Origin of the sequence: Vibrio sp. VP6, assembly GCF_028823755.1 — a bacterium.
GTDB classification, from domain to species: Bacteria; Pseudomonadota; Gammaproteobacteria; order Enterobacterales; family Vibrionaceae; genus Vibrio; species Vibrio parahaemolyticus.
The window spans coordinates 1-23,406 of the sequence record NZ_JAPEID010000016.1; the positions used below are offsets into that span (position 1 = coordinate 1).

A 23,406-nucleotide genomic window follows, 5' to 3' on the forward strand; every position below is an offset into this window, starting at 1 on the left:
ACGCCTATGCAGGATAATCAACGAGGTAATGCGCTTAGCTGTAGCCAGCGGTGCTATCGAGGTGAATTACCTAAGTGACATAACCAAGCTGTTCCCAGCACCAAAATCTAAGAATATGGCAACCATTAGGCCGGAAGAGTTACCGGAATTAATGCGTAACCTTGGCAATGCTAAAATCACAGATACGATAAGGTGCTTATTGGAATGGCAACTACACACCATGACACGTCCAATAGAAGCTGCAACAACTCGCTGGTCTGATATTGATCTAGAGAATGAGGTTTGGATTGTTCCTGCTGAACGCATGAAAATGAAAAAGCCTCACACAATTCCGCTAACACCGCAAACACTCGCAATTTTGGAGGAGATGAAAAAGATCAGCGGACACAGAGAGTATGTATTCCCTAGCCACAGGAACCCGAACAACCATGTGAATAGCCAGTCTGCGAATATGGCGTTAAAGCGTATGGGATTTGAGGGTAGGCTTGTTTCTCACGGTTTAAGGACATTGGCTAGTACTACGCTTAACGAGCAGAGCTTTGATCCTGACGTTATTGAGGCTGCACTTGCACATATTGACAGAAATGAGGTTAGGAGGGCCTACAACCGAGCTGAGTACCTCGAACAAAGGCGTAAGCTGATGTGCTGGTGGAGTCAGCATATAGTAGACGCTGCCGAGGGCAACGTCTCTATTGCAGGGCAAAAAGGGTTGAAGCTGGTTGGTTAGAACTGCATAAACAGCCCTCACAGCGAGGGCTATCTTGTTATGTATCAGACCAAAGGCTAACAAGCCCCTCTTTTAGTTGCAGGTCTTTTTATTACGTCAATACCATCGATGGTTACTTCACCGCGCTCTGTAGTACCGATACAAAAATCAAAACTGACATCATCATCACTAATATCTGAGTTTTCTTCCAGCTCTTCCGGAGTACAACCCCACAACTTTGATAGCTCTTCGACGAAAATACCTTGTAGACTTCGACTGTGAAATCTGGTTGATTTATTTTTTGGCCAACTTACATGACGTTGAGTGAAACGTTGTTGTAACGTCTCAGGTATTCCAACATCCGAAAGAAAAACATTATCTTTCATCACGAAAGAATCGGAAAGCAGATCTTCATCATCGATCGCAGCATCAAATACAAGAACGATATCAGAGTCTAAATCCTTAGCTTTATCAAGAAACCGCGGGACGTTTATAGGTCCATGATTATCAGTACCAAACATTAGATTTCCAACATTGCCACCAAGAGCCCTAATGGTAGCTGCTACTTCAATTTGTTCTTTCGGATTAAATTCCTCCGAAGAAAATCTGTCTGCTTCTCTGCTAAGCCACTGATTTAGACAATCAGCGCTAACTATGGGTGTCGCAACCTCCCGAGAAGCACGAGTAGTTTCACCTGTAAACATACCTACAACGTTTCTCAAACCTGTCGTTCTAAATCCACCGACTGAAACACATCCATAAATTGATACATGCTGCTTATAATCATATTGATCTACTGGAGAAATAAAGGCTCTCCCAACAACACTGCCATCCCCTTCGATTACATAAGCATCATTCGATAAAGGCATGAGTTTGTCTAGATACGTTTGTGTTAAGAGATTATAAATCTCACTACCTAACGCACGCTTAAGGAAGTCTTCCCCTTGAATAGTTTTCCAATCATTTGCTTTTACTACCAGTATTGTGTTCTGAGTCTGACTTTCAGCAAATAGGTTGACATCTATCATTGGGCATAGGTCATGCAATACATCATTGATGTTTTTATTATACGTATGCCTATGGTTATCTACCTCAAATAGGCTCTGGTACTTGCTCTTACTTGAGAAGTAAACCCTAACTCTTGTTCCACCATCTTTGATGTACTCATCTTTATCCGCTTTCCTCAATATTGGCCTGCTCATTAGGCCCTTTTCAAAGCTGAGTACTTTTGTGCTACTTCTACTATCTTCAAAGCGCCTTGTAGCTACAGATACTTCGTCGCCCCACATAAACGTTGAGAAGAAACCAACACCGTATTTTCCAGTAGAACTAAAGCCTTTGCTTTCTAGTCCAGGAAACTCAGAATGCATTGAACTTGATCCCCAAAAAGATGTACCAAAATCCAGAAATGCCCCTGTTAACACATTGACTGACATACCTACGCCATTGTCTTCAACCTCTATATAACAACCTTTCGTATCCTCGCCAGTTCTAACAGTCACCTTTCCCCAGTCATCATCTTCACCTTCTAAGCATCGTCTAGCTCTAACTGCATCACTTGCGTTCTGGATTAACTCCCTTAAAGGAACTATTACATCATCGCCATACAATTGCTCTCCACCTAGGTTCTTTACTAGTTTAGCCACATCTCCTACATGAACCTCTGTACTAACTGGGAACCAATTGTCGGTACCAATAAGCCTAGTTAAGTGCTTGATGTTATGGATCGCAGCCACTCCTTTAGCTAATAATCTTGGTTTATTTAGATCAGCCAAAATAGAATCCACATCACGTAGTTCGCGGTCAATCATCTTCAACGTATCAAAGCAAAGCCACCAGCTATTAAACTCATCCTGAGTAAATGATGTTTTGGAGCTATATACTAGTCTCTCGTTTTCAAGTCTGGGTTGATATAGCTTTTGCTGGAAGAGCCAATGCTCAGAAGCATATCGATTCGGTCTTCGTAATGCTTGGAGCATTTCTGGCGCACGCCTTGTATCAATATGTGATGCATCTGCAACTCTCATTATGCAGGCAAGCTTGATGGGGTCGACAACCCATTCATTTGGAAACTTTTCAAATGCACCTAGACAACCAGCTAGATTTTTCTCGACCTCGTCTGAAGACCACCAGTGACTATGAGCTATAAGGCCAATAATAGCCCCATACGCTTGTCTCAACTCACTATTATCTATTAGATAGTGACTCTCGCTGTCACTTCCCCAAGATATTAAAGCCAGCTTTTCTGCATGCTTAGCATGCAAAGACCTTAGAACAATACCTATAGCCTCTTTTTCGACATCAAAAGTGCCGTCACTGCCCTTAGATAATGAAGCAACTGTATCTGCCCAAAGAGGCGTTCGCTTAAGTTCGTCAACCCCATCAGGGTAAGCGGCCAAACCCATGCCAAGATCGTGAATCAAAAAGGCCCCACCAAGAACAAAAGCTTCAGCCGGATTTAAAGGGTAATCTTTACCACAAATAATTGATGCCATCTCCCTAAGAGCGTCTATATGAGTTAAATCATGCACTGTAAAATCAGGTAAATCCCTATTTATCTCTGACGCTAGTAATCCCGCTTTTTCTCGAAAGACCTCGTAGTTGCTACGCAAAAACTCTCGCTCTTTTTCATGTTCATCAGGAGCTAGTTGCTTAGCCAAAGCTGATTGCCACAAGTGGGTATTTTCAAAGGTAGACACTACTTAATCCTTAACAATTATGTGTTTACACTAAAGTATTCATTGAAACCTATGGCACTGCAATGAATACTTTATCATTCGATCTTAAGAGTTTGAGGTAAAGCCTGAAAACAAAACAGCAGAAGCCACAGTATGGTTGCCAGTTCAGTTGCTTTGGTAAATATGTGTGTTTTAAGCGGTATTGGCTGTTACCGTTACTCTCCCAGTAAATTTCGTAAGGTAATTCTTTTTAGTATCCAACTCTGAACGTCCTCCTCACTCCACATCACCGAACGGCCGCCAATCGACACGCTCTTCGGAAAATGCCCCTCTTCCATAAACTTGTAAATGCTCGAACGTCTCAGCCCAGTCAGGTGCATTACTTCTTTTAAGGTCAATAAGTACATGGTTTATTCCTCTTGTTATTCGCACTCAAAAGAAGAGCCAGCCATGTATTTTTTGTCCGTACGGATCTATTGCTGTCCATGACGGCATAAACAGTGCACCACCGACTACTGCCAGTGATGCCCTATCTCAAACGTACGATCCACACACCAGCATGTCATCTCTGGCTGCAACAGCTTCCTGTACCCACTCCTGAACCTCGCTTTCTACCCAAGCTACCGCGCTACCACCCAGTGGTACATTGCGCGGGAACTTTCCTGCGTTGATGTACTTGTAGATACACGAACGGCTAAGCCCTGTCGTTTCCATAACTTCTTGTAATCTAATCAATCTCATGGTGACTCCTGACAATTATCTGCACTCATGAGAAGAGGCATGCGCGTATTTTTTATCCGTATCCATCCATAGGCGTCTTTTTCTGCAATACGAATGTGTTTGATTCGATTGAAAAAAATCTGACACACATATTACTAAGGTGAATCAACAACGATTAACACTAGAGGAGCCATGTATGGACATCACAAGCCACCAGACCTACTCGTTTGACGGTCCGGTATCAGCGCATCAAGTTTTAGAGAAAGCAGCGGAAATCATCGCAGAGCGTTACTTACGAGGCGATGCATTCTGTTCACCACAAGCGACAAAGGATTTTGTTAAGTTCAAGCTAGGTGATTATGAAAGGGAGGTATTTGCGGTTCTGTATCTCGACAATCAACACAGGCTCATTGAGTATGAAGAGCTGTTCTTCGGGACGATTAACGCAGCCAGCGTTTATCCTAGAGAGGTCGCTAAATCCAGCTTAAAGCACAATTCAGCCGCTGTAATATTCGCCCACAACCATCCATCAGGCGACCCAAGCCCCTCAGTATCAGATAAGCAAATCACACAACGCCTCAAGGAAGCATTAGCGCTACTCGACATCAATGTCCTAGACCACATTGTAGTAGGCGAAAGCACCGTCTCTCTTGCTGAACAAGGGTGGCTTTAACCACAAATATAAGCCACTCAGACGCTATTGGACAGGTATTGCCGCACCAATCGATACGATATGCATCACTGCTACTTAAACGATGCTACCCCTTGAATACTCGCCATGACAACAAGTTATAAACCAACTACCACAGAGCAGTTGTCTTTGGCCTTTGAACTGTATAACCGCATCCCCAAGGGTAGAAAAGTTACCGCCAAGCAGCTACAAACTGAGCTTGCTATAGCTGGCATTGAACGTGATATTCGCACCATCCAGCGTAACCTTGATGTCGTAGTACAGTATCTAGGTGTAGACAAAGACGCTCGAGATAAGCCGTACGGATACAGCCGCAGGATCGGTGAGCAAATTATCCTTGATCCTAGGGAGTTGACCTTACTTCAACTGGCTAAGTCGGCACTAGTGCAGCAACTACCATCATCACTAGAACACGCCATTGAATCCGCATTTAGCTTTATCTTAGATCAGCCCCGCTCATACACGGGCACACAACCGCCGCAAGGAGGCCAAACAAAAGTAAAAGCAACGACTGAGAGCATCACCAAGCCAGAGTACATCACTGCACTTTTTGAGCCTATTGCGGTTGCTCTTACCCATCAAAAACAAATCAGTTTCGCGCTACAAGATGGCGAATCACTAGAGCAGGTATCACCTGTAGGTTTAATCACAGCCTATAACGAGTTCTATCTGGTCTATCAAAACACCTTTAACGAATACGACGACCTACCAATCAAAGACATCACGCACTTAAAAGTACTGACCTTTCATTTTGACTACCCGTCAGACTTTAAGCTGAGTGAATACCAACTCAAGTCGAAAGCGGTTAACTGCTCCTTTGCAAACTCCGCCAGCACTATAAATATCAGGCAGTAATTCTATCGGTCAGGTATTGCCTTACGCGATGATACTGTATCCCCGTTTCAAAAATTGACGAAATCATAGGGCACTTACTCCCTTTCATGTTCCGTCGAGCCATAGCGTTGCTTACTGAGACCATCACTGGCACACGAACCTGTTAACTCCATTTGGCTTGTGTATAAGGCAGAAACAGTGACCTCATGACGTTACGCCATTTGTACCTTTTAGCTACTGGTAGAAGTGTTGAGGAGGACGGCCGCCTCCTCAGTATGGCATAGCGGGAATAAACACACCTGAAACCTATATTATCTAAGAAAAAACGTCTTTTTTGCCGTTCTCTCCTACCTGACTTTTCGTCGATTCGTTATGCATCCAACACAAATAACCTTACGGAGAAGATCCATGAATAAACGTATGATCAAAGCAATCACCCTACTCGCTCTACCACTATCGCTTAGCGTATTTGCCGATACAGCTATCACCAACGTCAGTGTAGATACAATCAAGCAGACCATGACACCAGAACAGATTCGTCAATCGTTGGATAACTAGAAAGCAAATGAGATGACACAGATCGAGGCTAAAGCGCAAGCAATATCAGACAGAGCACCTATTGAGGCTAGACGTGAATTGGCTAAAGCTCAGATTGAACAAGAATACAGCCGCACATCTAAAGCACTAGGTCTGTAGGTTACATGAGCGGAGTACTTAGCTCCGCTCTTCTTTGTCATGGACAAGTCTGACTATACCCGAAGTTCCTTGCCCCATTGCCGTACTCTTTTGTGATCAACTTACACAAGTACGACAGCCAATAAAAACCAGCTTCAAAACTGTTGTTAAACGTACCGTAAGTTGACTCGACCGAGGTATAAGGTATCTGTCTGGTCGCAATCAAACCAACATCATCAGTGAAATGCACCAGCCATCTAATATCATCTATGCTCATTCCAATTGCAGAAGCCCATGAGCGTGTCACCATTCCAGCCAAGTGCTCATTGCTAGTTTTCGTGTAACAACCTAACGCTCGATAGGTATTGGCATTGACCATCACCATGATGTGGTAATGTTCCCGATACTCTCTGCTTACCTCCCTACACCACACGTAATGCACATCCGTGTTATGTACCCGCTCGACTTTCAAGCGCCTTCTTGCCAAGTCCCGCTCTACTCTTTTTTTTAGTGAACGGATAAATGCACTCATTACCCCCGAGCATCGTCCTTCGTAATACAACGGGAGTCGAAGCGTCACATGGAACATCAAGATCTTCGAGTATCGTGTTAGTGCGTCTCGATAAACCAAGTGCGCGCTCTCAAGGTAGCGCTCGCTCATCGGATACTTATTGTTGATTGGCAACCCGTTAAACAAGGTTCCCTCGAATGGTTCTTCGTACATTGTTTATCTCCTGTGACTACTCGACACAAGAGAGGGCTTGCATGTTTTTTTACTCTCCCCAGCTTAGGGCTGGGAGTGTTAACTAGCTGCTTCAGGGGAATCTAATATATCTAAAAACCTACAATCGGAATGCACATGGATCGTGTCACTTTTCATTAAGCGACATCACGCCACTACGCATTGTTCAGAGTAAAAATAGAGCTCGTTATTTTTGAACAATCATTCGATTGATGATTATGGAGTTAAAAGTTAACGAATTAGAGCAACCAATATAGATATACCAAGGCTTAAAGAGGCAATAAGGTAAAATTTTGGAACGTGTAAATATCTGATAAAACCATCACAAAACATCCGTGAATTTACGCTTAAAATACTATGGCGTAGCTATTTTAAATTTAAGGTTAACCAATGACTAATGACTGTACCATCATTAAAACAGGCAACTTAAGGGAGTGTCACTTTTACTGGAAGTACATGGTTAATAGTGGTTTCAAAATGCCCCCGATGCCAAGCAAAGCTGGTGATTTCTGCTACGCATTCAATTCCAATTTTGGTCGACAACAATGGACAGATGAAGAGTTAAAAACCTATATCCAAGCAATGAAAGATGCGGCAAATGCTCAGCTCATACCGCAAAAAGAGCTAGAGTGGATTGACCATCGAGATGAGCGTTTGTGTTATTGGATTTGGTCAATATTGAGACTCGCTATTCACAATTATGATGTACAGTCAGATGGGTTAGAACTGAACTACGATCAGTACAATCTTGATCGTCCATACCTACAACTTGGCTTGAATCAGCTACCACTGACATCCAGAGAGCGATATGAACTGATTATCGAATTTTTTGACACAGCAACAGCAACCATCGAACAAAAACGAGGAATACTTGCTGGCTTAAGACGCGATTGGGAGGGTGTATACTCAACAGAAAAGTTCCTAAGACCAAACTCTGACGAGGAGGGTTACGGTGCTTGGTTGTGGAACTATGTTACTTCGAATGAGAATTACCCCATTCAGCACTGGTTTCTTCCTCAACCCAAAAAACCTGACGATATGTTCAAAGCAGCGATAGCGGCTTTTGATGTGTGGGGTGAAGATACTAGCACTAAGAAGCTGTTCATCATTCAAATGAAAAAGGCATGGAGCCAGAAAAAACACCGAATGGCTATTGCGAAGAAAAACAAGAAATCCTACAACTTCACGCTGACTACAAGCACAAAAGCACTGCTTGACGAAATGGCGAATACTACAGGACATAGCCGAAATGAAGTGCTCGAACGCCTAATTAAACTAGGGCACTCCAAGCTAAATAACAAAGAAGATATATGGTGATTCTGTCTTACTTGGCCCAGTAAGGGCTAGTGACAAAACGCTATTGTACCAACTTTAGTACCAACCCACACAAATCAAATTGAGGTAAACAATGAATATCATAACCTTAGAAGACAAGTTCAAGTCTGGGAGGGCCAAATTTCGAAAGGCGTAGCAGGTTAGTACCTACTACGCCTTTTTTGTATCTGATGGTTTTAAGTGTTGCTATGGGTACACCGTTGGCACCTGAGCTCATCTTCTTATCCCCCTTGTAAACTCTTTTGCTTCAACCCTTTCAACTCTCTTAACCATCTGCTCGATAAAATTCGTGCTCTACAGCCCTTGTGACCTCCAAATGATCCCTCAATGTTTTAGTCGTTGACCGTTTATATATTCCTGATAGGATAGCCGTATGGACGTCTAAATATGAAATGGAGTTACGATGACAAGTTTAGGTCACATCAAAAAGTTATCTTGGGTTCTCGCTGCTGCGCTCAGCTTAAGTGCCTGCGGAGAAAAAGATAATTCAGTAATCAAAGTCGGAGCTACGGTTGGGCCACATGCACAAGTAGTTGAAGCAGTAGCGAAAGAAGCGGCAAAACAAGGGCTAAATGTTGAAGTCATCGAGTTCTCTGATTACGTGACACCTAACGCCGCGCTGAGTGACGGTAGCATCGATATTAACAGCTACCAACACCAACCTTTTTTGGATAACTTCAACAGCAGTCATAATTCTCAACTCGTTTCAATTGGCCAATCTATCTTGATGCGCATGGGGATTTATTCCAATAAATACCGTTCGTTAGAAGAGTTACCAAACCGTGCCAGAATTGCCATTCCAAACGACCCAACTAATGGAGGCCGAGGGCTGTTACTACTCGCTGATGCGGGCTTGATTGAGCTTAAACCAGGTGTTGGCCATAAAGCCGCGTTAACCGATATTAAGAGCAATCAAAAAGAACTAGAGTTCGTTGAGGTAGATGCGGCGCAGCTGCCAAGAACGCTGGATGACGTTGATGCCGCAGCTATTACGATGAATTACGTGATGTCTTCAGGCTTAGACCCTAAGAAGCAAAGTATTTTCCTAGAGTCCAAAGACGCACCTCTCGCTGTTATGGTTATTGCGACTCGTGAAGCCGACAGAAACAACGAGGCTTACAAGAAGTTCGTCTCTATTTACCAATCCCAAGAAATTCGCGACTTCCTTGATAGCACTTTCAAAGGAACGATTGAACCAGCCTTTTAAGTAAGAATTAATCCTTGAGCAAGCTATCTTGCTTGCTCAGAGAGACAAAACGACAGAGGCTCATGAAAAAAGCATGAGCCTCTGTCGTATCAAATGGTATCAATCGTACTTGGAGTTAGATTATCGACTTTCTGCTTCTAACTTTAGCGCGATATAGTTTTGTGCGGCGGTAACCAAATCAGAACGATTGATGATCTTCCATAGGAAAAATGGCGGGATTAAGAATGCAATGAAATAAAACGACTCATGAAAAAAGATCTGAGCAATTGCATCTTGATGTTCCCACAGCGCCGTAAGCGCGAAAAGATCGAGCATCACACCAAGTACACCAAAAACAACTGAAACCACGATCGCTAATCCTAGTAGCTCTCGAATAAAAAATTTGTATGCCATCATACTAATTCCTTCTAGCAATATTCGACCTTACGTTACGCCCCTCATCACCTATCTATTTTGATTATTATCAACTTCATTTCACTACGAATAAGAACTTAGTTTTATAAAAAAACGCTTGTAGAAATGGAAAAAGTGGTTACCAAGCGACCACGTTGTTTAGCTAAGTAGAGCCGAAGTTAATGGAGTTACTGCTTCGCAGCTACACTTGAGCAACAGATTTAAAAATAGCTTTTTAGGAATCCATATCACATTATGAATTTCCCTTTTTTACATTGACCCCGTCATTACTAAGCAATGACATTTCGTCTCGACTCTGAGACTAATCTTCGATGTTTATCGGCAGTGTAAACACAAGAGGTCAATATGAAAAAATACACTTATCCTCTACTTGCTATCTCAGGCGGTCTACTACTGACTGGCTGCGGTGGTGACGACTCTTCATCAAATACAGAATCCGCTACGTTTTCTCTTGGTGTCTCAGATGCACCTGTGGATGACGCCAACAAAGTGGTCTTAGCATTTAAAGACGTGGTTTTAATTCCCTTTAACCCAGAAACGGGCGAGCAAACTGGCGATCACATTCTGCTAGACGCAAGCGAGAACGGCGCTCTACATCAAGTTGATTTGATGGAATATCAAGGAAAAAATGCCAAAACCATCATTAGCGAACAACAAATTGCTCCGGGTGATTACGCCATGTGCGTTTACGCGAAAGATGGCCGACAGTTGAATGATACGTCTCTATCGTATGTCGAAAAAACTGATGGCTCAGTAAAAGGTCTTGTTGTTCCAAGTCGTGGTAGCTGCTTTGGCTTTAAGCCCGATACCAGCGATCAGGGTCGCTTGAAGTTTTCCCAAAAAGGTCAGTATGTAAAAGTTCATACTGGGCACAATAGCTACGTTGTAGAGTTTGATTTGCGTAAAGGTTTGGCGGATCCAGTCGGCCAAGATCATATGAACATGAACTCGAATGCCGTAAGTTTGGTGAACGCATCAGATTCAGGCCATATCGCTGGCACGGTAAGTAACGTGCAATACCAAGCTTGCGAAGCAGACAGTACGGCATGGAACGCGATTCATGATGTGCCTGCCGTTCACTCTGTTTACCTGTATGCGGGTTCTATGGATCGCTCAACCATGGGCGATATGGGCGCGACAGCTCCACTCAACGCGCCAGTTGCGGTAGCTAACGTGAATGAATCACAAGACGAAGAAGGCAATACAACCTACAGCTACGAGTTTGGTTACATTGGCCCGGGTACTTACAGCATTGGCTACACATGTACCGCGTATATTGATACGCCAGACGCTCATGAAACGTCAGAAGACGGTTTCTTGATTTACCAGCACTACACGCCAGTTGATGTTGTCGAGACAGAGCTGACAACTCAGGACATTAATCCCATTCTTTAAGTCACCATATTAAAAAAGCCGCTCGTACTGAGCGGCTTTTTACTTAGTCAGAAAGGTAATATTGAACCGTCGATACCACTCGGACTTTTTTAATGTAAGGCGTATTGCTATCGCGGTCATAAATGGAGAACTGACCTTGCGTCGCTCGCTTGATCTTTCCTAATGAGCTTTGTGAGTCTTTCGCAAACTTTTGTGCCACCTCGCGGGCGTTTTTGGTCGCCTCTTCGATCATGTCTGGTTTGATGTCATTAAGTTTCGTGAAACTGTATTCGATTCGGTTTGCATAAGGATCTTGATTAAAAATCACGCCTTGTTTCCCAAGTTCACCAATCTCATTAATCGCCGCACGAACCACATTGATATTTTGGCTGTAAACAGTGACCGTTCGGGATGCTAAATAACGATACTCAATATCTTGCTCACCACCATATTGCTGCGCTTTACGGTCTATCACTGAAGGCGAAGACAGCGAGATGTTTTTGTCAGTTAAGCCTTTTGCGGTTAAAAAATCGAGAATCAAACGCGTTTGTTGGTCTATGTCATCAAACATCGCGCCCATATCATTGCTGGCTACTGTAAATTGGATTGGCCAAATGACGGTATCTGCCGGGTATTCTCGCTCAGACAATCCCTTCACCGTTACCACTCGCTCATAGGCTTTGTATTTGACTGCTGTTTGCTGAACAAAAAAGCCCAATACTCCTAAACCTATTATCAGACACAGCCCGAGCCATATTGACGCTTTATTGGAAATTTTCTCCATTCATCCTCCTAATTTCGCCAAAAGTAACAATTCGTAGTATCGATAACATAGCTCAACTATGGCCAGAAAATGGCGACCTAAAGCTAAATTTTTGTCATATCGTTCGAAATGGTGAATAGAATTAATCAAAATTGAACAGTGTTTTATTGTGAATTTTAAGATTATGTTGAAAACAAAATGGTTGGTGGTTCTAGGCGGATTATTTGTCTCAACGGCCTGTTTGAGTGCTGACGACTTAGCTATGGATGACAACTCAACACAAGAACCCCAAGCGGATGCGTGTAATGAACAGCAATACGAAGGGAAAAGCTTTGATGGTCGAATTCTGCTAGATAATGAGCCGACCAAACAGGTCTTGAGCTCACTAGAAAGTCTCGGTGAAACGCTCAACTCTCTGAGTATCCTGATGTTTGCTGGCGACAAAACGTAACGCTAAAGCTGTCCTATCCCCTTCGCCTTTGGTCAACAAAGCTTCACCAGTTTGTCACCAAAGGCTCATGGATTTGCCTCTGAACTGTCATCTGTAATTTCTACTATCCGATCAGCCACTTGTACGCTGAGGTAAATATGGATAGTTCGACCCCTTTTCGTCTCCCTCGTAAAACGCCGTTTGGCATTGGTGAAAACGTTGCAGAATGGGCTACGGGTTTAAGTCAGCTCGATAAATTCTACGCCCAACGCCCCGTGAATACGGATACCAAAACTTTCTTGCGATTCACACTGGATATTTTGGGTATCGACTATCGCATTGCCCATGGTTCGCTCGGCTCAGTGCCAAAGCAAGGCGCAACCGTCATTGTGGCGAATCACCCTCTCGGCTGTGTTGAAGGCGTGATTCTCGCCGAACTACTGTTGATGGTACGAGACGATATCCAAATTTTAGCGAATCAGTACCTGAAAACCGTGCCAGAGCTCGACCAACTTTTTATTGGTGTCGACGTATTCGAGGGCAAAGATGCGGTCAAGTCGAACATGAAGGCACTTAGAGCAGCCAACAAACACCTTGCGAATGGCGGCTTGTTATTGGTTTTCCCTGCGGGTGAAGTGTCGCAGTTGGTGGATGCCAAACAACAGCGTTTAGAAGACAAAGAATGGAGCCGCAGTGTCAGCGCGTTAATTCGTAAGAACAAAGCCGAAACGCTTCTACATGGCAGGTAAAATCCACCCTCTTTTACGCACCTTGATGTTAGGAAGAGAGCTACTCAACAAGAGCGCAAAAACCATTGAGTTGTCCTTTGGGCAAGCAATCAAGTTTAAAGAACTCAATAACCTCAACGATGATCAGATCGTCAATTATCTGAGGCTCAACACCTACCTGCTTAACCGCGATGTAAGTGCCACTCAGCAAACGGTCTCAGACAATGATCTCTTACCTATTGCAGCAGGGTTACCCATAGGCCAATTGCTTGAAGAGCTGCACAGCTTACCGGCAGAAACCCAATTGCTTCAAAATGGCGAGTTCGACGTGTACTGCGCCAGTGCGCAGCAGATCCCATCTCTCCTGCATGAAATTGGCCGCTTGCGAGAACATAATTTCCGTCAAGTTGGCGAAGGGACCGGACAAGCGATAGACATCGATCATTTCGATCATGATTACCTGCACCTGTTTGTGTGGGATCGTGAGAACCAATGCATGGTAGGAGCTTACCGTCTTGGATTAGTTGATCAATTATTGGCGAAATATGGCGTAGAAGGATTGTATTCGCGCACCTTGTTCAACTATGACCAACGCTTTCTCGATCAAATGGGCAAGTCGATTGAAATGGGTCGTTCTGTGATTGCCGAGCAATATCAAAAAAGCATGAGTGCCCTACTCTTACTCTGGAAAGGCATAGCGACTTTTGTTCATCAACATCCTGAATACACGCACTTATTTGGCCCAGTGAGCATCAGCAACGATTACAGCCATACCGCGCGTCAATTATTGGCACAATCGATGACCCTACACCACTACGACAACGACTGCGCCGAATACGTCACTCCGTCAAACCCACTGCCAGAAACCAACTTAAACTGGAATACCAGCATGCTAACCGCATTGGGAGATTTACAGTTGCTATCTCGCGTGATCGCTCGAATTGATGAAGGCAAAGGCGTCCCGGTATTACTACGCCAATATTTGAGTTTGAATGGTAAATTGGTGTGTTTTAACGTCGATCCGGAGTTTAACAACGCACTGGATGGATTGATTATGGTGGATTTACGCGATGTACCTGAGAAAACGCTGGCACGTTATATGGGCAGTGAAAACGCACGCGAGTATTTAGCTATGAACAATTAACCGTCGTCTACAAACGTAGGAGGTATCGCGCTGCTCAAAATCGCTATAAACAAAACGCGTGCAGCGTGATACGTTATTTGCTCATAAAACATTAAAAACAAAGTGTTTAGTTAAACTCATCGCAAAAAGGCCACTTATCTCCAGCTTTAATCCACAAAACGCCAACATCGCGCAAACGTTCACGTTATAAACTTTCACAAAACCTCAAAATGGTTATAGATCACATTTCAAATCAAACCGAACGCCAAACAAAATGTGACATTGATCGTTTCAGGCATTTAATTTGAATTAAAAAAGAAATTAAAGGTGATCTCAATCACAATTAATTTTGATTTTATATTTGTCAGAAGATCGAATTGATCACTAATATTTTTATTGACAGATTTGAAAGTCATTTTTTGTTATTAAGTTACATATCAATTAATTGATCATCATCACTTAAAAAATGCTTTTCATTCGAAGAAATGCGGGGGTTGATCACGAAAAACCCGTCGTCAGTTCCAATTGGAAAATGTGTGGTAAATTGATTGGGTACTAAGCAATCAAACAAGCGGTTTTGGCGAACCGTTTACGACAACATATTCATCAGAACATCGAACGGGGAATTGTTATGATATCACCAGATGCCAAGATCAAGATACAAAATTTTGGTCGTTTTCTGTCAAACATGGTAATGCCTAACATCGGCGCGTTTATCGCGTGGGGCTTTATCACTGCTCTATTTATCCCAACCGGATGGCTACCAAATGAGACGTTAGCTTCCATGGTTGGGCCTATGATCACTTACTTGCTGCCACTACTTATCGGTTACACCGGTGGTAAGTTAGTGGGCGGCGATCGCGGCGCGGTCGTTGGTGCAATCACAACCATGGGCGTGATCGTCGGTACCGACATCCCAATGTTTATGGGCGCAATGATGGTTGGCCCAATGGGTGGCTGGGCAATCAAAAAATTCGATAACTACATCGACGGTAAAGTAAAAAGCGGCTTCGAGATGTTGGTCAACAACTTCTCTGCGGGCATCATCGGTATGCTGTGCGCCATTCTGGCTTTCTTCCTTATCGGCCCATTTGTCAAAGTGCTTTCAGGCGCATTGGCAGCTGGCGTAAACTTCCTTGTTTCAGCGCACCTTCTGCCACTGACTTCTATTTTTGTTGAGCCAGCGAAGATCCTGTTCCTAAATAACGCGATCAACCACGGCATCTTCTCTCCACTGGGTATTCAGCAAGCGTCTGAGACTGGTCAATCGATCTTCTTCTTGATCGAAGCGAACCCTGGTCCGGGCTTGGGTATCCTGCTGGCTTACATGGTGTTTGGCAAAGGTACGGCTCGCCAAACGGCTGGCGGTGCATCCATCATCCATTTCTTCGGTGGCATTCACGAGATTTACTTCCCGTATATTCTAATGAACCCACGTCTGATCCTTGCGGCTATTGCAGGTGGTATGACTGGCGTGTTCGTTCTAACCATGTTTAACGCGGGCATCGTTTCTCCAGCATCACCAGGTTCAATCTTTGCAATCTTGTTGATGACTCAGAAAGGCTCAATTGTTGGCGTTCTTGCCTCTATCGCGGCAGCAACAGGCGTGTCATTCGCGGTTGCCTCTCTGCTGATGAAAACGCAAACCTCGACAGAAGAAGATGGCGATGAAGCGGCACTAGAAAAAGCCACATCGCAAATGAAAGACATGAAATCTGCATCGAAAAACGGCGCAGTGGTAAACAACGAAAGCAAAGGTGACGTAGACCTAGCGACAGTACAAAGCATCATTGTCGCTTGTGATGCAGGCATGGGCTCAAGCGCCATGGGTGCGAGCATGCTACGTAAGAAAGTTCAGGACGCAGGTCTGAACGTCCACGTAACCAACCTTGCTATCAACAGCTTACCAGAGAGTGCAGATATCGTGATTACACACAAAGACTTGACGGATCGTGCACGTAAGCATGCTCCAAACGCACACCACATTTCATTGACTAACTTCCTAGACAGCGAAATGTACAACCAGCTAGTCACCAAGTTACTGGCAGCACAAAAACAGTCGGCTGCGAATGACGATCAAATGGTCAAAGTATCGGTACTTGCTGCCAACGACGACAGCTTTGAGCCACAACAGCCATCGGTTTTCCAAATCCAGCGTGAAAACATTCACCTAGGTTTGAAAGCAGCCAACAAAGAAGAAGCCATCCGATTTGCAGGCAACAAATTGGTTGAACTTGGCTACGCAGAACCAGAATACGTAGACGCGATGTTTGAACGTGAAGCGTTGGTTCCAACTTACCTTGGCGAGTCTATCGCGGTTCCTCATGGCACCGTAGAAGCGAAAGACCGCGTGAAGAAAACTGGCATTGTAATCTGCCAATACCCATCGGGTATCCAATTTACTGAAGATGACGACGATGTCGCGAAACTGGTTATCGGCATTGCCGCTAAGAACGATGAGCACATCCAGGTGATCACCACCATTACAAACGCGCTCGATGAGCCGGAGGCAATTGAGAAGCTAACTAGCACCAACGATGTAGAAGAAATTCTGAACATCCTTGGCGGCCAGCAAGCGGCTTAATCACTCCTTTTAATTTGCTCCTGAGCAAACCGAGGTCAGCTGTCACCCCCTATGCGGTTGGCCTCACCCTAGTTTCGTAAGTCAACATTTTCAGATATTGGTAGGTAAGAATTATGAAAAACGCAGTTCATTTTGGTGCAGGTAACATCGGTCGTGGTTTCATCGGAAAACTCTTAGCAGACGCAGAAGTCGAGGTCACTTTCGCTGACGTTGATGTACCGCTAGTAGACCAGCTCAGCCACAAACAAGAATACAAAGTAAAAGTGGTCGGTACTGAGTGTCAAATCGACACCGTTACCCATGTCACAGCGGTAAACTCAGCCAGTGAAGACGTGATTGATCGCATCGTCAAAACCGATTTAGTCACCACAGCAGTCGGCCCAAACGTATTAGACATCATCGCGAAAACCATCGCGAAAGGTATCGCCAAACGTTTTGAAGCTGCCAATGACGCGCCACTTAACATCATCGCCTGTGAAAATATGGTGCGTGGCACTACGCACCTAAAAGGTGAAGTTTACAAACACTTAGATAAATCATTGCATGCAAAAGCAGACGAGTTGGTTGGCTTTGTTGATTCCGCAGTCGATCGCATCGTGCCACCAGCAGAAGCGGCAAACGATGACCCATTGGAAGTGACGGTTGAAAGCTTCAGCGAATGGATTGTCGATGAGCAACAGTTCAAGGGCGACATCCCAAACATTGCTGGCATGGAAAAAACCAACAACCTAATGGCCTTTGTCGAACGTAAGCTGTTCACCCTAAACACAGGTCACTGCATTACCGCTTATTTAGGCTGTTTGAAAGGCCATCGCACCATTCGTGAAGCGATTGAAGACCCAAATATTCATGCCGAAGTAAAACAAGCGATGCAGGAAAGTGGCGAAGTGTTGATTCGTCGTTACGGCTTCGACCGCGACATGCACAATGCCTACATCGAAAAGATTTTAGGTCGCTTCGCCAACCCATATTTAGTGGATGAAGTGGATCGCGTTGGACGACAACCAATTCGTAAATTGGGTGCAAATGATAGATTAGTGAAGCCATTACTCGGTACAATTGAGTATGGCACTGAAAATCAAACACTTTTGAAAGGGATCGCGGCGGCGTTGAAATACACCAACGACACCGATCCGCAAGCGGTTGAGCTACAGACCTCATTAAAAGACGTTGGCGTGACAAAAACGCTAGCAAAATACACCGGTCTGGCTGAAGACAGTGTTGAAGTGGCTCAAATCGAGTCGCTTTACAACCAGCTTTGATTGACTCAGGGGGAGCTCTGCTCCCCTTAATATAATAATGAAACAACTGATCAGTATATGGCAGATAACATCAACGAAACCGAGATCATTGAACGACTCAACAGCGCACCATCGGTACGTGGCTTCTTTATTGCGACCGTCGACGTATTTAACGAATCCATCGACGGACTCATCCAAAGAATCTTCCGTAAAGATAACTTTGCTGTGCAATCGGTCGTCGGCCCATTACTGCAAGATTCAGGACCGCTTGGCGACTTATCGGTTCGTTTGAAGTTATTGTTTGGTCTAGGTGTATTGCCCGACGACATCTACCACGATATCGAAGACATCATTAAGCTGAAAAACCAACTGAACAGCGATGCATCGGACTACGAGTTCACTGACCCGAATATCCTAGAACCGATCAAAAAACTGCATCTGGTGAAGAAAATGGGCATGGTGCAATTGGAAGTCAGCGAACCCGATGACGACATCGATCTTGAGTTTTACCAACTCCAGCTTCAGCGCCAACAACAAATCATTAAGTCCGGCCTGTCACTCGCGATTGTCGAAATTTGCAATGAACTGGGCAAGGACAGCCCTTTTTAACCCAACCTCCGGCAAGGAATGCCTTCTCAACTAGCCTCTTTTCTTTGCGTATCCTTTCTGTATAGCGTGCGTGAAAGCCATCACAGTCCATATTCGTATGTCTCTGTAATATCGGACCAATCTATCGCTGGCGTTGAAACGGTATGGCATGCTTTCAATCGAAGACACTAAAACCAAATGGGAGTTTTTCCAGAAACACCATTGGGTATCTCCAGAATTTTCCCGCACTCCCGTACTTGAGTCGTGGGAGCGTTGCATAAAGCAATGCAGCCCTTATACCTGGTCAAAACCACATATTGCCTCTGGCTTTACCTTCTCATCTCTGATGAAACGCAACGAGCACCTCATCGAATGCGCCACTACCGTACTTGAAGACACTTACGACATGCTAGGAGACGAAGACCTGCTATTGATGGTAACTGACGGCAACGGCTGCGTTCTTTCCGTTGTGGGACATCACTCAATGCAACAAGAGATGCAGGTGCTCGGCATTAAACAAGGCTGTTTTCTGTCTGAAGGAAAAATTGGCACAAATGCGGTCAATCTTTGTATTGGTACTCATATCCCGTGTGAAGTTTTCGCAGCAGAACATTTCAATCGCCACTTACATTCTTATGCCTCTGTAGCAGCACCTGTTTTCGACCAATTTGGCAAGTTACGCGGCACAACATGCCTTCTCAAAAAAGCAGAGAACTATAAGAAAGAAAACTTAGTCATCATCGCGTCGAGCGCGAAAGAAGTCAGCTTGCAAATCCATATTCAGTCGGAACAAGAAAACATTAACCGCCTCACTTGTGCTCACAACGCAACACTAGAATGCATGGATGACGGCCTTCTGGCTTGGGATGAAGAAAGCCGTATCACCATGGTAAATCATCAATCAGAGCGCTTGTTAAACATTGAAGCCAGTCAGGTTTTGGATAAAGAAGTCTTTTCTGTTTTACGTTTCCCGCCAAATGTCCTCAATAGTCTTGAGTCGGGTGCAAGCATCAACCGCAAGCTCACAACGGTAGAAGTTCGTGGTGAGTTTGTTGAAGCGATCATTACCTTGCGTCCACTCAACGACGGCACACACTTATTGTTTTTGCACCCTATCGATAAAATTCGCGAACTTGCTCAACAACAAATAGGTGGCAGTGCGCGCTATACATTCAGCACTTTGCCTGTCATTTCACGAAAAATGAAGCATGTCATTACCGTGGCAAAACGGGCCATAAAGTCCAAATCACCGATTCTAATTACGGGTGAAGAAGGTGTAGGAAAAGCCACTCTCGCCATGGCGATTCATAACGAAAGCACCTACAAAGAAGGGCCGTTCATTACGCTCAACTGCCGCTCCATCAATACAGAGCAACTGGTCAAAGAAACCCTGGGCTACGACGAAGGACAAGGCATGCCTTCTAAGTTTGAGCTCGCCCATGGCGGTACGCTCTTTTTAGAAAAGGTGGAATATCTGTCGCCCGATTTACAAGCCGTGTTACTTAAGTTGTTAAAAACTGGGCTCGTCAGCCGCAGCGACAGTTTGCGATTGATCCCCGTAGACTTTCAACTTATTACGAGCACCGCTTCAGAGATCAGCGAGTATGTCACTCAGCGCTCATTTGGTCGGCAACTTTATTATGAAATCTCCTCGAACGAGCTGCATATTCCGCCACTAAGAAAGCGCAAAGAAGACATTGAATTTCTCGTCCAGCAGCTTATCAGCCATTATGAGCGCCGCCACAATGTGACTATCTCGATAGAGCCAGTCGCACTGGAAGCGTTGATGAATTTTCGTTGGTCAGGCAATAACTCCGAATTAAGAAACCGAACTGAGCGAATTTTGCTTAACCGCAGTTCGAACTTAATCAAGCTGAACGATATTCCAGAAGACATTAAACTGAATTCTCGCCATACCGCAGAGAATACGCCGGTAATCACGCTAGAAGAAGCTGAGAGAAGAGCGATTGTTCAGGCTTGGAATCAGTGTGATGGCAAAATGCATGACATGGCGAAAGCATTGCAAATTGGCCGCACGACCCTATGGAGAAAAATTAATAAGTTTGGGCTGCAGGAACAAATGAAGCTGTATTAAGCCAAGAAATGGCGTTCCTACAAAAGTAAAACCGGCGTAAGCTCGCCGGTATACATGTACTAACGATAAAGGTATCGATTAAACATCAACAGACAACTGACGAATCTGCGCTTTTAGTCCCGGTAGCAGACTCGAACTGGCGCTGAATTTTCGTAACCCCACACGAAGCAATGTTTCTGTGGCATTTGGATCACCAGCCATCTCACCGCACATACTGACCGGTATGCCCGCGCGATCGCCTGCTGCACAAGTGAGTTCAATGGCTTTTAGTACCGATGGTTCAAAGTAGTTCACCAATTCAGCAACGGCAGCGTTGCCTCGATCGGCGGCCATAACATATTGAGTCAAATCATTGGTGCCAATAGAGAAAAAGTCGACTTCTTGTGCTAACGCATCAGCATTCAACACCGCGGCGGGTACCTCAATCATAATACCGACAGGCAAATGAGTCGCATCCAAGCCGAGTTGGTTTGCTTGATGCGCCAACAGCGCTTTTACTTTTCTCACTTCTTCAACCTGGGCCACCATCGGTATCATCAATTGAATATTCGGTTGCTCGTGGAAGGCTCTCAGAATGGCTCGAAGTTGGGCGGTAAACAATGACTCATGTTGAAGGCACAACCGCACCCCTCTCAAACCTAAAAATGGATTATCTTCCGCTGGCATAGGATAAGCGGCTAAAGGCTTATCACCGCCAACATCTAAACTACGAATCGTAAGTGGCTTATCACCAAGTGCGGCAGCAATATCACGATACACTTGATATTGCGCTTCCTCAGTTGGCAACTCATCACTGTTTTGAAATAGAAACTCAGTCCGAAATAGACCAACGCCCTCAGCCCCCGATGTTAGCGCATCATCAATATCCTTTGGTCCGCCAATATTGGCGAATACTGGAATATGGACGCCATCACAGGTAACTGAGGCTTGCTGAGCACTCGCTAGCGCACTTTGTCGGGTACTTTGCCACTCAATTTGTTGCGCTTCTAATTCCTGCTGTATGGCATCTGAAGGAGAGAACCATAAATGCCCTCGAAAGCCATCAATAGTCACCACTTGCCCAGCACGCACAGCATCAAGACAGCCCTGAGCTTTAACGATGGCAGGAATCCCCATCGCACGAGCAAGAATCGCACTGTGAGAGGTTTTCCCTCCTTCACTCAAACAGATACCAAGCACTTTCGATTTATCAAGCCCGGCCACATCAGAAGGCATAAGGTCACGAGCCAACAAAATACTCGGTTCCTGAATGTCGATGGCATTAGGCGTTACACCTGTCATTTCGACCATAACTTGGCGTGCGATATCATGCACATCAGCTTCGCGTTCCCGCATGTACTGACTTTCAGCCTGGCGAAACTCGTCGGCTAGCGTTTGCAGTGATTCTATCCAAGCTTGCTCGGCTATCATGCCCGTTTGAATTCGCGACTCGACCGATGCCCATAATTCTGGGTCACTGAGCATCATGCTATGAGCAGCAAATATTTCTCCTTTCGGCAGCTTCGCTTGCTCCTGCAAATGTTGAACAACCACGCCTATCGCACGCTTAACCCGTTCAATTTCATCTTGTTCACTTTGGAAATCACGTTCAGGCACTGCTGGCATTTCATGAGTAAAAAGGACAACTGGAGCAGTAGCGATACCGTCATTGACTCGAATACCAACAACAGCACCTTCAATCTGATTTGAGGCCATGCCATCGAGCAAAGTACCCGAGCACTCTTCAGATTCAATAATGCCTTGCTCAACCGCCTCTTTTTCTCCGAAGTGCTCACTAGCTAAGGCTTCAAATGCCTTGATTGCTTCACTGGATTGAGAGCCGAGTGCGCACAGCGTGATCGTCTCTTGGCTACGAACGCCAAGTTTCGCAATGCTGTTTAAGCTTTTCGCGTTCACACTGCGCTCGCCTTTTTTCAACCATAATTGGCAATCAAAAGGCGCGAGTGCACCAACAATGGCCGCAGCGGGACGAGCATGTAATCCATGCGGATTTTGCACTACCCAATCAAATGTCCGCTCTTGCTCAAAGTTCTCTGATACTGGCACTATCTCAGCGGATGTTAGTGGCTGATCACCAAGGTGCTCTCGTTTTACGCTTAACGCATTCTGTGCCTCTTCGACTACCGTCGATAAAGGTAGTCCGGAGGCAGCAGCCACCGACGCCGCCATGGTTCCTTCAACAATAGGGGCCGAGATAAGGGTGACATTTTCCCTCACATGATCCTCAATCAGATCCAGAGCCATTTCAGTGCTAAGCAACGCGCTGCCAAGATCCATCAATACAACAACCCCTTGTTGATCATGTACCTGCTCAATCGCTTCCATCACGGCAATGGCATCAGTTCCGATCGGGTTCTCTGGATCATCAATCCCAGCCGCAATCGCAAGCTTGGCTTTGCCTTGCGTCATTTGGGTGGCAAGTTCGGCCACCCCTTCTGCAAGGCGACGACTATGAGATACAACTACAATTCCCACCAT

Annotated in this window: 20 protein-coding genes and 1 pseudogene; 14 read left to right on the forward strand and 7 right to left on the reverse strand. The window is 44.9% G+C overall.

What is annotated here, in order from left to right; all coding sequences use genetic code 11:
* Positions 1-727, forward strand: a 727-nt coding sequence (locus tag OU793_RS11975) for a tyrosine-type recombinase/integrase (RefSeq protein ID WP_274647776.1), incomplete at its 5' end; no start/stop codon positions are given.
* Positions 728-783: 56 nt separating this feature from the next.
* On the opposite strand, the gene OU793_RS11980 is transcribed toward OU793_RS11975, so the two are convergent.
* From OU793_RS11980 to OU793_RS11990, 3 genes are all read right to left on the reverse strand, one after another.
* Positions 784-3,405 carry an ATP-binding protein gene (locus OU793_RS11980; RefSeq protein WP_274647777.1) on the reverse strand — a complete coding sequence of 874 codons (2,622 nt, stop codon included), beginning with the start codon at positions 3,403-3,405 and terminating at the stop codon, positions 784-786.
* A gap of 194 nt (positions 3,406-3,599) precedes the next feature.
* Positions 3,600-3,791, reverse strand: a complete 192-nt coding sequence (locus OU793_RS11985; protein WP_086590762.1) for an AlpA family transcriptional regulator — start codon at positions 3,789-3,791, stop codon at positions 3,600-3,602.
* Between the two features lie 127 nt (positions 3,792-3,918).
* Positions 3,919-4,125, reverse strand: coding sequence for an AlpA family transcriptional regulator (locus OU793_RS11990; RefSeq protein WP_140104102.1), 207 nt, complete (start codon positions 4,123-4,125; stop codon positions 3,919-3,921).
* Positions 4,126-4,300: 175 nt separating this feature from the next.
* Here OU793_RS11990 and radC point away from each other — a divergent pair, with 175 nt between their 5' ends.
* The 4 genes from radC to OU793_RS12010 all read left to right on the forward strand — a co-directional run bounded on the left by radC (position 4,301) and on the right by OU793_RS12010 (position 6,325).
* Positions 4,301-4,777: a DNA repair protein RadC gene (gene radC, locus OU793_RS11995; protein WP_086585525.1), complete on the forward strand. Its 477-nt coding sequence runs from the start codon at positions 4,301-4,303 to the stop codon at positions 4,775-4,777.
* 105 nt (positions 4,778-4,882) lie between these two features.
* On the forward strand, positions 4,883-5,650 hold the full coding sequence (locus OU793_RS12000; RefSeq protein WP_140104103.1) for a YafY family protein: 768 nt from the start codon (positions 4,883-4,885) through the stop codon (positions 5,648-5,650).
* A gap of 387 nt (positions 5,651-6,037) precedes the next feature.
* Positions 6,038-6,187, forward strand: coding sequence for a hypothetical protein (locus OU793_RS12005; RefSeq protein ID WP_236578026.1), 150 nt, complete (start codon positions 6,038-6,040; stop codon positions 6,185-6,187).
* Between the two features lie 12 nt (positions 6,188-6,199).
* Positions 6,200-6,325 (forward strand): hypothetical protein, encoded by a 126-nt coding sequence (locus OU793_RS12010; protein WP_257969956.1) that lies wholly within the window; start codon positions 6,200-6,202, stop codon positions 6,323-6,325.
* 37 nt (positions 6,326-6,362) lie between these two features.
* Here OU793_RS12010 and OU793_RS12015 read toward each other — a convergent pair whose 3' ends face one another.
* Positions 6,363-7,028 carry an inovirus-type Gp2 protein gene (locus OU793_RS12015; RefSeq protein WP_140104104.1) on the reverse strand — a complete coding sequence of 222 codons (666 nt, stop codon included), beginning with the start codon at positions 7,026-7,028 and terminating at the stop codon, positions 6,363-6,365.
* Between the two features lie 408 nt (positions 7,029-7,436).
* On the opposite strand from OU793_RS12015, the gene OU793_RS12020 reads away from it, so the two are divergent.
* Together OU793_RS12020 and OU793_RS12025 are read left to right on the forward strand one after the other, a co-directional pair.
* Complete coding sequence (locus OU793_RS12020; protein ID WP_140103794.1) at positions 7,437-8,363, forward strand: hypothetical protein; 927 nt, start codon at positions 7,437-7,439, stop codon at positions 8,361-8,363.
* 421 nt (positions 8,364-8,784) lie between these two features.
* A complete protein-coding gene (locus OU793_RS12025; RefSeq protein WP_025533614.1) occupies positions 8,785-9,588 on the forward strand; it encodes a MetQ/NlpA family ABC transporter substrate-binding protein in 804 nt (267 codons plus the stop codon).
* A 120-nt stretch (positions 9,589-9,708) separates the two neighbouring features.
* On the opposite strand, the gene OU793_RS12030 is transcribed toward OU793_RS12025, so the two are convergent.
* Positions 9,709-9,981 carry a hypothetical protein gene (locus OU793_RS12030; protein ID WP_021487203.1) on the reverse strand — a complete coding sequence of 91 codons (273 nt, stop codon included), beginning with the start codon at positions 9,979-9,981 and terminating at the stop codon, positions 9,709-9,711.
* A 366-nt stretch (positions 9,982-10,347) separates the two neighbouring features.
* On the opposite strand from OU793_RS12030, the gene OU793_RS12035 reads away from it, so the two are divergent.
* On the forward strand, positions 10,348-11,397 hold the full coding sequence (locus OU793_RS12035) for a DUF4382 domain-containing protein (RefSeq protein WP_042772692.1): 1,050 nt from the start codon (positions 10,348-10,350) through the stop codon (positions 11,395-11,397).
* A gap of 43 nt (positions 11,398-11,440) precedes the next feature.
* On the opposite strand, the gene OU793_RS12040 is transcribed toward OU793_RS12035, so the two are convergent.
* Entirely contained in the window at positions 11,441-12,160 is a 720-nt protein-coding gene (locus OU793_RS12040) for an SIMPL domain-containing protein (protein ID WP_140103795.1), read from the reverse strand.
* A 163-nt stretch (positions 12,161-12,323) separates the two neighbouring features.
* Between OU793_RS12040 and OU793_RS12045 the strand changes: the two genes are divergently transcribed.
* The 6 genes and pseudogenes from OU793_RS12045 to dhaR all read left to right on the forward strand — a co-directional run bounded on the left by OU793_RS12045 (position 12,324) and on the right by dhaR (position 20,928).
* The gene (locus OU793_RS12045; RefSeq protein WP_025505512.1) at positions 12,324-12,590 is read left to right on the forward strand and encodes a hypothetical protein; all 267 of its coding nucleotides are present in this window, start codon (positions 12,324-12,326) and stop codon (positions 12,588-12,590) included.
* 137 nt (positions 12,591-12,727) lie between these two features.
* Positions 12,728-14,441 (forward strand): annotated as a pseudogene (locus OU793_RS12050) (lysophospholipid acyltransferase family protein).
* A gap of 610 nt (positions 14,442-15,051) precedes the next feature.
* Positions 15,052-17,004 carry a PTS mannitol transporter subunit IICBA gene (locus tag OU793_RS12055; RefSeq protein ID WP_005487444.1) on the forward strand — a complete coding sequence of 651 codons (1,953 nt, stop codon included), beginning with the start codon at positions 15,052-15,054 and terminating at the stop codon, positions 17,002-17,004.
* A 113-nt stretch (positions 17,005-17,117) separates the two neighbouring features.
* Complete coding sequence (locus OU793_RS12060; protein ID WP_140103798.1) at positions 17,118-18,266, forward strand: mannitol-1-phosphate 5-dehydrogenase; 1,149 nt, start codon at positions 17,118-17,120, stop codon at positions 18,264-18,266.
* 57 nt (positions 18,267-18,323) lie between these two features.
* Positions 18,324-18,854: an MltR family transcriptional regulator gene (locus tag OU793_RS12065; protein WP_017449033.1), complete on the forward strand. Its 531-nt coding sequence runs from the start codon at positions 18,324-18,326 to the stop codon at positions 18,852-18,854.
* A 148-nt stretch (positions 18,855-19,002) separates the two neighbouring features.
* Positions 19,003-20,928: a dihydroxyacetone kinase operon transcriptional regulator DhaR gene (dhaR, locus tag OU793_RS12070; protein ID WP_005487461.1), complete on the forward strand. Its 1,926-nt coding sequence runs from the start codon at positions 19,003-19,005 to the stop codon at positions 20,926-20,928.
* 78 nt (positions 20,929-21,006) lie between these two features.
* Here dhaR and ptsP read toward each other — a convergent pair whose 3' ends face one another.
* Entirely contained in the window at positions 21,007-23,406 is a 2,400-nt protein-coding gene (gene ptsP, locus OU793_RS12075; RefSeq protein WP_159404193.1) for a phosphoenolpyruvate--protein phosphotransferase, read from the reverse strand.